This window comes from Ruminococcus sp. D54t1_190329_F1, from assembly GCF_015551645.1.
Lineage (GTDB): Bacteria > Bacillota > Clostridia > Lachnospirales > Lachnospiraceae > Blautia_A > Blautia_A faecis.
The window spans coordinates 172490-185381 of the sequence record NZ_JADNDC010000002.1; the positions used below are offsets into that span (position 1 = coordinate 172490).

At 43.3% G+C, this 12892-nt stretch carries 13 protein-coding genes; 10 read left to right on the plus strand and 3 right to left on the minus strand.

Features of this window, described 5'->3' with window-relative positions; all coding sequences use genetic code 11:
* The first annotated feature begins 60 nt into the window (after positions 1-60).
* The 5 genes from I2D69_RS01645 to thrS all read left to right on the plus strand — a co-directional run bounded on the left by I2D69_RS01645 (position 61) and on the right by thrS (position 6662).
* Positions 61-1341 (plus strand): adenylosuccinate synthase, encoded by a 1281-nt coding sequence (locus I2D69_RS01645; RefSeq protein ID WP_195379289.1) that lies wholly within the window; start codon positions 61-63, stop codon positions 1339-1341.
* Between the two features lie 250 nt (positions 1342-1591).
* Positions 1592-2413, plus strand: coding sequence for an HAD family phosphatase (locus tag I2D69_RS01650; RefSeq protein WP_195379290.1), 822 nt, complete (start codon positions 1592-1594; stop codon positions 2411-2413).
* A 347-nt stretch (positions 2414-2760) separates the two neighbouring features.
* Positions 2761-3276 (plus strand): SEC-C metal-binding domain-containing protein, encoded by a 516-nt coding sequence (locus I2D69_RS01655; protein ID WP_118578503.1) that lies wholly within the window; start codon positions 2761-2763, stop codon positions 3274-3276.
* 207 nt (positions 3277-3483) lie between these two features.
* Positions 3484-4230 (plus strand): YdcF family protein, encoded by a 747-nt coding sequence (locus I2D69_RS01660; RefSeq protein WP_148461311.1) that lies wholly within the window; start codon positions 3484-3486, stop codon positions 4228-4230.
* Between the two features lie 494 nt (positions 4231-4724).
* A complete protein-coding gene (thrS, locus tag I2D69_RS01665; RefSeq protein ID WP_347708372.1) occupies positions 4725-6662 on the plus strand; it encodes a threonine--tRNA ligase in 1938 nt (645 codons plus the stop codon).
* Between the two features lie 172 nt (positions 6663-6834).
* Here thrS and I2D69_RS01670 read toward each other — a convergent pair whose 3' ends face one another.
* Both I2D69_RS01670 and I2D69_RS20635 read right to left on the minus strand, forming a co-directional pair.
* Positions 6835-7704, minus strand: coding sequence for a shikimate dehydrogenase (locus I2D69_RS01670; RefSeq protein WP_173769836.1), 870 nt, complete (start codon positions 7702-7704; stop codon positions 6835-6837).
* Positions 7701-7889 (minus strand): DUF6783 domain-containing protein, encoded by a 189-nt coding sequence (locus tag I2D69_RS20635; RefSeq protein WP_320054999.1) that lies wholly within the window; start codon positions 7887-7889, stop codon positions 7701-7703. Before I2D69_RS20635 ends, I2D69_RS01670 begins: the two co-directional genes overlap by 4 nt.
* Between I2D69_RS20635 and I2D69_RS20640 the strand changes: the two genes are divergently transcribed.
* The 5 genes from I2D69_RS20640 (at position 7800) to I2D69_RS01690 (ending at position 11405) form a co-directional block, all read left to right on the plus strand.
* Positions 7800-8204: a DUF6783 domain-containing protein gene (locus I2D69_RS20640; RefSeq protein WP_320055000.1), complete on the plus strand. Its 405-nt coding sequence runs from the start codon at positions 7800-7802 to the stop codon at positions 8202-8204. The two genes, I2D69_RS20635 and I2D69_RS20640, sit on opposite strands and share 90 nt — an antisense overlap.
* Positions 8098-8826 carry a type I 3-dehydroquinate dehydratase gene (gene aroD, locus I2D69_RS01675; protein ID WP_347708373.1) on the plus strand — a complete coding sequence of 243 codons (729 nt, stop codon included), beginning with the start codon at positions 8098-8100 and terminating at the stop codon, positions 8824-8826. The genes I2D69_RS20640 and aroD overlap by 107 nt, the downstream gene beginning before the upstream one ends.
* Before the next feature lie 251 nt (positions 8827-9077).
* Complete coding sequence (locus I2D69_RS01680; RefSeq protein ID WP_195379292.1) at positions 9078-9923, plus strand: sigma-E processing peptidase SpoIIGA; 846 nt, start codon at positions 9078-9080, stop codon at positions 9921-9923.
* Positions 9924-9938: 15 nt separating this feature from the next.
* Positions 9939-10667: an RNA polymerase sporulation sigma factor SigE gene (gene sigE / locus I2D69_RS01685; protein ID WP_118584312.1), complete on the plus strand. Its 729-nt coding sequence runs from the start codon at positions 9939-9941 to the stop codon at positions 10665-10667.
* A gap of 306 nt (positions 10668-10973) precedes the next feature.
* Positions 10974-11405 (plus strand): hypothetical protein, encoded by a 432-nt coding sequence (locus I2D69_RS01690; RefSeq protein WP_148463752.1) that lies wholly within the window; start codon positions 10974-10976, stop codon positions 11403-11405.
* A 107-nt stretch (positions 11406-11512) separates the two neighbouring features.
* Here the strand turns inward: I2D69_RS01690 and I2D69_RS01695 are convergent, their stop codons facing one another.
* Entirely contained in the window at positions 11513-12397 is an 885-nt protein-coding gene (locus I2D69_RS01695; protein WP_148463753.1) for a hypothetical protein, read from the minus strand.
* Positions 12398-12892 lie beyond the last annotated feature (495 nt).

The window sequence follows — 12892 nt, forward strand, 5'->3', positions numbered from 1 at the left end:
AAAAGGTTGTTGATTTCTTTTTTTATGAAATTCAGATCAGACACAGGAGGAATTTGAGTTATGATCAAAGCAGTAGTTGGAGCAAACTGGGGAGATGAAGGTAAGGGTAAAATTACCGACATGCTCGCTGAGAAAGCTGATATTATCGTTAGATTCCAGGGTGGTGCAAATGCGGGACATACTATTGTAAACGACTATGGTAAATTCGCACTTCACACTCTGCCGTCAGGTGTATTTTACGGACACACTACAAGTGTGATCGGCAACGGTGTTGCACTGAATATCCCTGTATTTTTCAAAGAATACAATGAGGTTGTAAGCAAAGGTGTTCCGGCACCGAAGATTCTGATCTCTGACAGAGCACAGATGGTTATGCCATACCACATTCTGTTCGATCAGTATGAGGAGGAACGTCTGGGGGGTAAGTCCTTTGGTTCCACCAAATCCGGTATCGCACCTTTCTATTCTGACAAATATGCAAAAATTGGTTTCCAGGTAAATGAGCTTTTTGACGAGGAGCGCCTGAAGGAGAAACTGACAAGTGTTTGTGAAACTAAGAACGTTCTTCTTGAGCACTTATATCATAAACCGCTTCTGAATGTTGACGAGCTTTTTGCAGAGCTGATGGAATACAAGAAAATGGTTGCACCATATGTATGCGACGTTTCCTTGTATCTGAATAATGCACTGAAAGAGGGCAAGGAGATCCTTCTTGAGGGACAGCTTGGAACTCTGAAAGACCCTGACCATGGTATTTACCCAATGGTTACATCTTCTTCCACACTGGCTGCATACGGTGCCATCGGAGCAGGTGTGCCTCCATATGAGATCCAGAAGATCGTTGTTGTAAGCAAGGCTTATTCCAGTGCGGTAGGTGCCGGTGCATTTGTTTCCGAGATTTTCGGAGAAGAGGCTGACGAGCTTAGAAGACGTGGTGGTGATGGCGGAGAATACGGCGCTACCACAGGACGTCCGAGACGTATGGGATGGTATGACTGTGTTGCTTCCAAATACGGCTGCCGTCTTCAGGGTGCTACAGATGTTGCATTTACAGTACTTGACGTACTTGGCTATCTGGATGAGATCCCGGTTTGTGTTGCTTACGATATCGACGGAGAGATTACCACAGACTTCCCGACCACAGCCAGACTTGAGAAAGCAAAACCGGTGATCGAGAAGCTTCCAGGATGGAAATGTGATATCCGTGGAATAAAGAACTATGAGGATCTTCCGGAGAATTGCAGAAAATACATCGAATTCATCGAGGAGAAGATCGGATACCCGATCACCATGGTTTCCAACGGACCAGGAAGAAACGATATTATTTACAGAAATAAATAATTTGGAAAAAAGCGGCTGCGTATCAGACGCTTGTAAGTAAGAATACATTACTGGTTACAGAGTGATCGGTAATTGAAATGTGACTGCGCCGGAGGTTCTCTCCGGCGTATCTTGTATCTAGTACATCGAATATTAAGTAACTGCCATATTGACTTGTCTGATTTTTATTTGCTGCGCCAATATAGCAGAAACTTAATTTTCGATGCTCTAGATGACAAAAAAGAAAACGGATTTTATAAAGGAATAAAGAATGAAAAATTTTAAACGTGCAGCTGCCATTCTGGGAGTGGTAGTCTTACTGGCAGTTTGCTGTCTGCCTATGATCTTTGCTTTTGGCAGCGGCGACAACGCACAGGGGAATTTTAAGGCGGCAGTAGGTACGGTAATTCTGGTGCCAGTGCTGGCTTATGTATTTCTTATGGTTTATAAACTTTTGAAGAAAGAGGAAAAGGAGGTCGCAGGCGAAGTGAAAAACATAATTTTTGATGTGGGACAGGTATTGGTTTCCTATGATTGGGAAAGCTATCTGAAAGCGTTCCACTTTTCGGCAGAAGAAGAGAAGCTGATTGCTGAGAAGGTTTTTAAGAGCCAGATCTGGAATGAGCGTGATCGTGGACTGCTTTCTGAAGAAGAATACCGGAAACAGTTTATCGCAGCACTTCCGGCTGAGTACGAGGCGGATGTAAAGCGTGTGATCGAAGAATCCGGAAAAACAATTGGAATTAAGGATTACGCTGAAACCTGGACCGGCTATCTGAAAAGCCAGGGCTATCGTCTGTACATTCTCTCAAACTACAGTCAATTCATGCTGGATCAGACAAGACCAGGTAAAATGCCTTTTTTGAAAAATATGGATGGTGTGATTTTCTCCTGTGAGGTTCAGCAGATCAAACCGGAGGCTGATATTTATGAGACACTTCTTTCCAGATTCGGTTTAAAACCGGAGGAGAGCGTTTTCCTGGATGACCGCCCGGAGAACTGCGAGGCTGCAAGAAAGCTTGGTATTCATGCCATTGAATTCCATGATCTGAAGCAGGCTGCAAAGGAACTGGAGAAGCTTGGAGTAAAATAGAAAAAAACAGCAAAACAGGAAAGTTAACGCCCCGGCTTCAGCTAGTACTTCAGAAGCCGGGGCGTTTCGGGGAGGATATAAGTTAATCTCGCTTATCTTTTGTAATGCGTCATCATTGAAGGGGGTTCAATGAATTTGTTGGTTCATTTTACTGAACACTCATAGTATGAACCTGTCACTGGCTTTTTATACATATGTTACAGAAAAATAGTATGAATTTTATGGAAAATCTGCAAGAAAATTTTGGAAAAAAAATAAGATTTGTGTTTTTCAGTAAAAGATGGTATAATAAATTTCAGCTGTAAAACGGCATAATTACGAAATTTTGTTGAAAAGAGGAATAAGAAATGAGCGACAAGACCATTTTAGAGCAGTGGCGTGCCATTGCCTATGACCAGCAGGCAGATCGTAATAAACTTCAGCAGTTCTGGGCAAAATATTTTAACATTGAGAAGAACATTTATGCACAGCTTCTTGAGAATCCGGACGAAGTAGTTACTGGTACAGTTAAAGAGCTGGCTGAGAAATATAATCAGGAAGTGCTCACCATGGTTGGTTTCCTTGATGGAATCAATGACAGCCTTAAGGTTCAGAACCCGATCGAGACTATGGATGAGAATACTACCGTAAGTCTTTGTTTTGACAAAGAGCTTCTTTACAAGAACATGGTAGACGCTAAGGCTGACTGGCTTTACAATCTTCCACAATGGGACAAGATCTTTACCCCGGAGAAACGTAAAGAGCTTTATCTTGAGCAGAAGAAATCCGGTACTGTTGTAAAGGCACACAAGATCGGACGTAACGATCCGTGTCCATGCGGAAGCGGAAAGAAATATAAATTCTGCTGCGGTAGAAACAAATAATAAAATGTGAATATAGACCGGGATCCGGTGGATTCCGGCTGTGGGGACGGATTGCAATGGTGGATGACTGCCAGGCAATCCGTTTCGTGTATATTTATAGGAAAATTAGTTGATTTATGAGTTCTACAAGTATGAATCAGTTTGCTTTGTGCGAGTAATGAGTGAAACACGCAGAGTGGATTTGAATTTAGAAAGAGAGAAGAGAATTTGAGTTTATTTTGTTTTTGCGCCGGGATTTTAAGCCTGGCTTATTATGTGCTGATCGTGGTATATGCTGGCATTACAGCTGATTTTGCCTGGTTCTGGGTACTGCTTACAGCGGTTCTGGAAGGCGGCGCAGTACTGATCCGCTATGGCAGAAATCATCCGGGAATTTTCCCTGGATGGCTGGGAACTGTGATCATGGTGGCTGTGCTGATCGGAATTGTCTGTTTTGGATTTATCTGCAGCTGTGTGATTTCCGGAATGAAGTCTTCCGGGAAAAAGAACCTGGATTATGTAGTTGTGTTAGGCGCTCATGTAAAAGGAGATGTACCATCCAAGGCCCTGGAACTTCGTCTGAAGGCGGCACTGAAATATGCCAGGGAGAATGAAGATACCACGCTGATCCTTTCCGGCGGACAGGGCTTTGGGGAGGATATTACGGAAGCAAAATGTATGGAGAATTATCTGACAGCGCATGGTATTTCACAGGAGCGGCTGGTGTTGGAAGAGAAGTCTACAAGCACGAAAGAAAATCTGAAATTTTCCGATGAGCTTACCGGGTGCAGTAAGAAAAATACAGGAATATTGTCAAATAATTTTCACGTGTACCGGGCAGTAAAATTGGCGGAAAAGCTGGGATATAAACATCCTTATGGAATTGCGGCGGTATCAGATCCTATTATGCAGGTGCATTATGTGGTGCGGGAAGTAGCAGCACTTGTAAAAGAAAAACTTCGGGGAAATATCTAATTTTTTATCATCTTTATTTTGCAGATTATTGACAAACCCAAAACCCGAGGCTATAATGGGACACAGTGATAAGAAAACACGTTGACGAGAAGAGTAAACTGTGGAATGTTTCAGAGAGAGGCAGGCGGCTGGAAATGCCTTATCAGGAAACAGTTGAAAACTACCTCCGAGTGGCCCTAATCCGGTCCGGTGATTCCGTTACCATCAAATAAGTGGCCTGGTTTACAGATACGTATGCTATGGCAAGCAGGGTGGAACCGCGAGTATATTCGTCCCTTACAGTGTGAGAGCATTGTAAGGGGCTTTTGTTTTTCAGGAGCAATGAGTTAAAGTCCACGTTTGTGTGTGACCTTGGAGACTGCAGCTCGTCTCGTCCCTGCATGGGAGTACAGAAAATGTTTGGTTTTCAGTGCTCAGTCAAACGTTACCATACGTTTTTCGTATCAGACAGTTTCCTGCCGGATACAGTTTCAGAAAAAGAAAAGGAGACACGAATCATGATTATCACATTAAAAGACGGTTCTAAAAAAGAATACGCAGAAGCAAAATCCGTTATCGACATCGCGGCTGATATCAGCGAAGGCCTTGCAAGAGTTGCATGTGCAGGAGAGGTTGACGGAGAAGTTGTTGACCTTAGACATGTAGTTGACAAGGACTGCGAGTTAAGCATCCTGACATTTGAGGATGAGGGTGGAAAAGGCGCTTTCCGTCACACCACATCCCACATTATGGCACAGGCAATCAAGAGACTGTACCCGGATGTAAAGCTTGCAATCGGACCATCTATTGCAGACGGATTTTATTATGATATTGACAGCGAGAACCCGATCACTACAGAGGATCTTGCAAAGATCGAAGTTGAGATGAAGAAAGTGGTAAAGGAAGCACTTCCGATTACCCGTTTTACCAAATCCAGAGAAGAAGCGATCGCATTCTTCAAAGAGAAAAATGAGCCATATAAAGTGGAGCTTATCGAAGATCTTCCAGAAGATGCTGAGATCAGCTTTTATCAGCAGGGTGAGTTTGTTGACCTTTGTGCAGGACCTCACCTTATGACAACCAAACCGGTAAAAGCATTCAAGCTTACCAGCATTGCAGGTGCTTACTGGAGAGGAAGCGAGAAGAATAAAATGCTTACCAGAATCTACGGAACTTCTTTCACAAAGAAAGCAGATCTGGAAGAATATATTACCCGTATGGAAGAGGCGAAGAAACGTGACCACAGAAAGCTTGGTAAAGAGCTTGGTCTGTTCATGATGAGCGACGAAGGTCCTGGATTCCCGTTCTTCCTTCCTAAGGGAATGGTTCTGAAGAATACTCTTCTTGATTACTGGAGAGAAATCCATCAGAAAGCAGGATATGTTGAGATTTCCACACCGATCATGCTGGCACGTCATCTTTGGGAGACATCCGGACACTGGGATCATTACAAAGAAAATATGTATACAACTGTAATTGACGATCAGGATTTTGCAATTAAGCCAATGAACTGTCCAGGAGGTATCCTTGTATACCAGTCAGAACCACGTTCTTACCGTGATCTGCCGCTTCGTATGGGTGAGCTTGGTCTGGTACATCGTCATGAAAAATCCGGACAGCTTCACGGACTTATGCGTGTACGCTGCTTCACACAGGATGATGCCCACATCTTTATGATGCCGGAGCAGATCCGTGAGGAGATCAAAGGGGTTGCAAAACTGATTGACGAGGTATATCAGCTGTTTGGTTTCAAATATCACGTAGAGCTTTCCACACGTCCGGAAGATTCCATGGGAAGTGATGAGGACTGGGAGATGGCTACAGACGCTCTTCGCGGAGCTCTTGACGACCTCGGGCTTAATTATGTAGTAAATGAGGGAGACGGAGCGTTCTACGGACCGAAGATTGACTTCCATCTTGAGGACTCTATCGGAAGAACCTGGCAGTGCGGTACCATCCAGCTTGACTTCCAGCTTCCGCTTCGTTTCAACTGTGAGTACATTGGAGCTGATGGCGAGAAACATCGTCCGATCATGATCCACCGTGTTGCATTCGGTTCTATTGAGCGATTCATCGGTATCCTGATCGAGCATTTTGCAGGTGCTTTCCCTACATGGCTTGCTCCTGTACAGGTTAAAGTACTTCCAATCTCTGACAAATATATGGATTATGCAAATAAGGTTCTGGACGAGCTGAAAGAGGCTGGTATCCGTGTTGAAATCGATACCCGTGCTGAGAAAATCGGTTATAAGATCCGTGAGGCAAGACTTCAGAAGATTCCTTATATGCTGGTTGTTGGTGCCAAAGAAGAGGAAGAGGGCAAAGTTTCTGTAAGAAGCCGTTTCCTGGGAGATGAAGGTGCGAAGGATCTTGGAGAGTTCATTACTTCTATCAAAGCTGAGATCAAGAGCAGAGAGAACCGTAAGGTAGAGGTTCAGGAAGAGCAGAAATAAGCTGGATTTTCTGAAAAAGTTTTAAGTGAATAAATAAGAAAGTGATTTCCATATAAAAGAAAGGCGCTGCTGTGAGATGCGGCGCCTTTCTTGAAAATATTAATATTGTTATAAAATATAGCTAGATTGGGTGAAAAATATATAATCTTGTGAATTATAGCAGATGAATGCATTATTCGGAAAAGTATTTCGCCTTAATTTCCTCCACCGGCATTTCTTTCCCTGTCCACAGACGGAACGCTTCAGCCCCCTGGTAAAGCAGCATATACATACCATTGAAGGTACGGCAGCCAGCCTCTCTTGCTTCGCGCAGGAAGCGTGTCTCACGGGGATTGTAGATCACATCTGACACGATCAGATCCGGATGATAAAGACTGGTATCTTCAATAATGGACCCTTCTGTATCAGGAGCCATCCCCACTGAGGTGGCATTGAGAAGAAGCGCACTCTCGGAGATAGCCTGTGCCAGTTCTTCTTTATCCTTGTTTTCGTGAAGAATGGCCTGGCAGGGGAGAGTGGCGTTGATATTTTCCACCAGCTTCTGTGTGCGATCCCAGAAACGACTGGTCTCACGGGCAAAAATATGGATTTTTTTTACCCCGTCAAGGGCAGCCTGTGCACAGATGGCAGTAGCTGCACCACCGGCTCCCATGATGGTGATGGTTTTTCCGATCACATCATATCCTGCATCTCTGACGGCCTGCATGTAGCCTACACCGTCAGTGTTATAGCCGGTAAGGCGTCCATTGTCATTGACTACGGTGTTCACAGCGCCGATCAGTCGGGCAGCAGGGGAAAGCTCGTCCAGAAGCTCTACGATCTTGTTTTTGTTTGGCATGGTAAGGTTGAAGCCACGGATTCCGCAGGTTTTCAGTCCCATGACAGCAGTTTCCAGATTTTCCTCATTTACATCGAAGCAAAGATAAGTGTAATCAAGATCAAGAAGATGAAATGCTTCATTGTGCATAAGTGGTGAAATACTGTGTGCCACCGGACTTCCAAGAAGTGCAGTAAGCTGTGTGTGACCGGTAATTGGGATCATAAGGTACCTCCTGAAGTTTTTATTATTTTGAAAGTCCAGGGCAATAGCAGTGACTGATCCGGGCTAGAGCGTGTTTGAAAAATCATTCCCGCAATCTGCACGCCCCACTTTGCGGGAGATTTCACCCGAATTCGGTTGCCGTAGCCCGCTACGGCGCCCTCATCCGGGCGAAATCTCTCACAAATTGTGGCGCACATCTTGCAGAAAGCCTTTTTCAAACACGCTCTAGTATGAACAGCTTTAAGATATTGGAACATGAACTTTCATTTAGTTTAAAACTGGAAATCATTAAAGCATTACTAAGTATATATTATTCTATGAGAAAGGAGATGTCAAGAAATGACAAAACCTATTCAGATAAAGAACCTGACCATCGGAGCGGGAATCCCGAAAATCTGCGTTCCTCTTACTGGAACCAGCAGAGAAAAAATCTGTCAGGAAGCAGAGGAGGCGAAAAAAGCGGCTGCAGATCTGGTGGAATGGCGTGCAGATTTCTTTGAAGAACTGATGAATCCGGAAGCCTGCCAGAATGTGCTTGAAGCGTTGGCGGAAATTCTTGGCGAAACACCACTGCTTTTTACAATCCGGACAAGTGAGGAAGGCGGAAATATTACCATTTCTCTGGAGGATTACGCTGCCTGCAATATAAATACTGCAAAAGGCAAAAAAGCAGACCTGGTTGATGTGGAAATTATGAGTAATTCGGAAGAGAAGAAAAAGCTGGTGGCAGAGCTTCAAAAAGAAGGAGTCAAAGTGATCGCTTCTTCCCATGATTTCCACAAAACAGACAGTCAGGAGGTTCTTTTAAACCGCTTCCGCGAAATGGAAAAATCAGGCGCTGATATTTTGAAAATGGCGGTAATGCCTCATGGTTTCGAAGACGTGGCAGCAATTATGGAGGCAACAAATGCTATGAGACAGGAGTGCGAAAAGCCTTTGGTATCCATGGCAATGGGAAGTATTGGTTCTATTACCCGAATTTCCGGAGAGAACTTCGGCTCTGGCATTACCTTTGGAACAGTTGGCGCCGCATCTGCACCGGGACAGTTTCCGATTGGAGAACTGAGAAGTCTTCTGGATGCTTTACATGAGAAAAATGAAGAAGACGAATTAAAGCAGTAGAATTAATTTTGCACGAAGCATGAAAAAATGAATTGCTTTAATTGAAAATAATATTGACAGAATTAATTTAGAACAAAATAACGAAAAATGACAGATCATGCTGTCGATTTGAGGCGAGAAATTCTTAGGATTTCCCGCCCCTTTTTGACAAAATCTGCGCCCTCTGTGACCGTATAATGGGTTCACTTACCAAAGTGAAGGATTGACGTTACCGCAAAAGGTAACGGACGACAGGCCACAGGGGGCTTTTTATGTATTATGACGTATACATAGACATCGTCTTTCTGACGAATCTTTTAATGGATTACGTTCTTCTTTGCATTGTAGGAAAGCTTTTCCTGCGAAAAAGAAATCGTGGAAGGATTTTGCTGGCGGCAGCCGTTGGCGCTCTGTTTTCCTGCCTCATTTTATATGTACTGCCGGATATGATTTTTCCTGCAAAGGTACTGCTCCATGGAGGATGTGCCTGGGGCATGCTGGTTCTTGGACTGGATCTTAAGAAAAACGGACTTCTGGTAAAAGCACTGGTGACTGTTTACCTGATGGCTTTTTTCATGGGAGGCCTTATGGAAGCGGCACCTGTAAAAAAGACGACACCCATACGCTTTTTGATTGTTGCCGCAGGAGCCTACATGGGACTTAGTGCACTGATCTATCTTAGCGATTCTTTCCGTGCCAGATGGAAAAATATTTATCCAGTTACCCTGTCCTATCGGGGAAATGTACAACCGTTTTTCGGGCTTTGGGATACAGGAAATTTTCTTGTAGACCCCATCAGCCAGAAGGAGGTATTTATTATAAAACCGGAGGTTCTGGAAGCATTGCTTCCGCAGGAAAATGCAGACAGGCTGAAACACCTTAAGGAGAACCCAGGGGAGCTGGAAGGTACAGAGCCGGCTGACTTGCATCCGCACTTTTTGCCCTATAAGACAATCGGGGAGGAAGGCGTGCTGCTGGCAGTGGTGTTAGATGACCTTTGTATTCACACTCCCAGGGAGGTGATTCATGTGGCAAATCCGGTGCTGGCGCTGGCCGTGGAACCCTCTGCTTTGGGAAAAGAGTACCAGGTACTGTTGAATTCCAGAATTTTGCATTAGGAGGGGGACTTATTCATGAACAGATCAGCAAGTGCAGCGTATTATCCATTTCAGGTAATGCCCAGATTCCTGCTCGGCAGACAGGGAGAGGTTTATTATATTGGTGGAAGTGATATTCTGCCGCCGCCACTGGAAACACAAAGAGAAGCGAGGATCCTTGAAAAACTGGGTACACCAGAGGAGAAAGAAGCTAAGTCTACCTTGATCGAGCACAATCTCAGGCTGGTGGTCTATATAGCCAAAAAGTTTGATAATACAGGTGTGAGTGTGGAGGATCTGATCTCCATTGGTACGATTGGGCTGATCAAGGCAATCAATACTTTTAACCCGGTAAAAAATATTAAGCTGGCTACGTATGCATCCAGATGTATTGAAAACGAAATTCTTATGTATCTCAGACGCAATAGTAAGACGAAAATGGAGGTTTCCATAGATGAGCCTCTGAATGTGGACTGGGACGGAAACGAGCTTTTGCTTTCCGATATTTTGGGAACGGATGATGATGTGATCTCCCAGAGGCTGGAGAACGAGGTGGAGATCAAGCTTCTTGGAAAAGCAATTTCCAAGCTTTCTCCAAGGGAGCAGACGATTATCAAACTGCGGTTCGGGCTTGGAAGACAGGAGGGAAGGGAAAAAACACAGAAAGAAGTGGCGGACCTTCTGGGAATTTCACAGTCTTATATTTCCAGGTTGGAAAAAAGGATCATGAAGAGATTGAAGAAGGAAATTGTGAAGTATGAGTAAAAGTGAATAGCTGCAAGTTGAGGCTTTGCATGGTCTGCTTCTGTTGTTCATACTGTCCAGCCTTTCAAATATTTGTGGCTTCTTTGTCCATGTAAGCATGGCTTGGAGGGAATCTTTATCAAAATAACAAAATGGCGCAAGCAGGCTATGGGTTGATTTGGAAATTATACTTAGCGAAAAGAAGGACAGAATATGGGTGTGTATTGGAATAATAACGGCAAAAATGGGAATTCTACAATAGACATAGAGGATAGTTTTATTATTTCATATGTAAAGAAATGGATTTACAGTAAAGGAGACACGCTTATGAATGCCGATGTAGAATTTCTAAACTATGTGTATCAGAATTCCCAGATGGGTATAGACACCTTGGAGCAGCTGCTTGAGATCACGGAAGACGAAAAATTGCAGACATGTCTGGAAAAGCAGATTGAGGGCTATCGGAAGTTTCATAACGAAGCCAGGGATATTCTGAATCGGAACGGATATGACGAAAAAGGTCTTGGCACCTTTGAAAAAATCCGCACCTACCTTATGGTTAACCTCCAGACCATGGCCGATGACTCCACCTCCCACATCGCCAAAATGCTGATCCAGGGCAGCAGCATGGGAATTACCGAAGCCGTGAAAAAGCTTCATCAGTACGAAAATGACGTGGAGAAAGACATCAAAAAACTGATGGAACGGCTGCAGGAATTCGAAGAGGAGAATGTGGAGAAGCTGAAGGAATTTCTGTAGGAAATAAGGCGGCGGGGGAGATGCTTCCAGATGAGGAATGTATTTATCCTCCGCCAGTTTTGCGCAAGGATATTATGAAATTACAATTATTCATAGAAAAAATTAGTTTAAGAATTTTGAGCTATATAGTTGTCTAGATATTCCTGTGCCTGGTTTTCAGAAAACTGAAATTTCGTCATTAGTTTTTGAACAATGGCATCTGAAGAGAGGTTAAATTCCAAACACATTTCAATAGTTGCCTGGATTTTTCCATTCCGTTCTCCGTCTTCATAACCCTCTTCCCGAAACATACGCAAGGTTTTCTCTTCATCATATTCATAAATACTCATAGCTTTCGCCTCCGCTCGGTTCTTTAGTAAAAAATCCCGCAGGATGTTTTCATGGATACATTCGGTAATTGCCTTCTCAACTGCGTCAGTCAGTGGCATTTCAGCAGAATAGGTACGAATGCGAGCAACATATTCGGAGTAATCACGAAGGGTATGACAGGCATTCATTAATTCCTGGTTATGCCCCTTATTGATGTTAAGCATAACCGCTTTCAATTCCAACGCTGGTTGGTCGGTTGTTGGATGAAATAACTCTGAAAGAAGAAATTCTGTCCTGTCTGGCTGCGACTTCACACCATTATAAAAGATTACGAAGGAAGGCAGCGGAATCTGCACTTTCTTGGAACCATATATGTTCATGTCTTTCGTATAGGCTGAATAAATATCTGTTATGTACATGAGAAAGCGTAAAGGCAGGTTGGGATTTACCGTGGACTGTTGTTCATAAAGTGCCAGGCGCATATCAATAATAAAGGAAAGATCATTTTCCATTGTCATGTAGATTGCGTTATCCAATGTAGTAATTGTTAGCATTGCAGGATCATCATAATGAGTTCCGTTAATTGCATTGTAAAGTTTCAGTAATTCTGATTTGTCATTAAAAATCATCTTGTAGAGTCGATCCTTGTAAATACGGTTTACAGGTAAAGATACATTGTTCATAGAAGACCTCCTTATAAAGATGGTGGAAGGCCTCTTAATGTAAATCTCTACATTTTGGTCAGAAACCTTCCTGCTGCTATATGGGAAAAGCATGAGATTTCTGAAGCGGCAGAGCGCCGAAGATACCAGAGATGATATTAAATAGACTTACTGAAATGAAATGCTTTGTTATAGTATAGCTCATGGCGGGCTAAAATGCAAGAAAAAGAGTTCGACATGATTCGACAAATAATTTGAACAAAAAAATATAAACTTTTTTGTAAAAAGTGCTTGACGATTCCTTGCGGCAGTGGTATAGTAAACAAGCTGTCGCAAGGAATTGCTTCTGAAATACTGAAAAATAAAATAGTTTTCAGAAAATTCAAATTAACTGTTGACAAATGGCTGAACTTATGATAAAGTAATCAAGTCGCTTGAACAGAACGACAGAAACAAACAGCTTTAGACAGGATCTTGAAAATCTTAAAAACTTTTGAAAAAAGTGCTTGACAAGAT

What these genes read in the sequence shown, in the direction of transcription:
- I2D69_RS01645 (WP_195379289.1), top strand. Translation starts at nt 61, where the DNA reads ATGATCAAAGCAGTAGTTGGAGCAAACTGGGGAGATGAAGGTAAGGGT.
- I2D69_RS01650 (WP_195379290.1), top strand. Translation starts at nt 1,592, where the DNA reads ATGAAAAATTTTAAACGTGCAGCTGCCATTCTGGGAGTGGTAGTCTTA.
- I2D69_RS01655 (WP_118578503.1), top strand. Translation starts at nt 2,761, where the DNA reads ATGAGCGACAAGACCATTTTAGAGCAGTGGCGTGCCATTGCCTATGAC.
- I2D69_RS01670 (WP_173769836.1), bottom strand. Translation starts at nt 7,704, where the DNA reads ATGATCCCAATTACCGGTCACACACAGCTTACTGCACTTCTTGGAAGT.
- I2D69_RS01680 (WP_195379292.1), top strand. Translation starts at nt 9,078, where the DNA reads ATGTATTATGACGTATACATAGACATCGTCTTTCTGACGAATCTTTTA.
- sigE (WP_118584312.1), top strand. Translation starts at nt 9,939, where the DNA reads ATGAACAGATCAGCAAGTGCAGCGTATTATCCATTTCAGGTAATGCCC.
- I2D69_RS01690 (WP_148463752.1), top strand. Translation starts at nt 10,974, where the DNA reads ATGAATGCCGATGTAGAATTTCTAAACTATGTGTATCAGAATTCCCAG.
- I2D69_RS01695 (WP_148463753.1), bottom strand. Translation starts at nt 12,397, where the DNA reads ATGAACAATGTATCTTTACCTGTAAACCGTATTTACAAGGATCGACTC.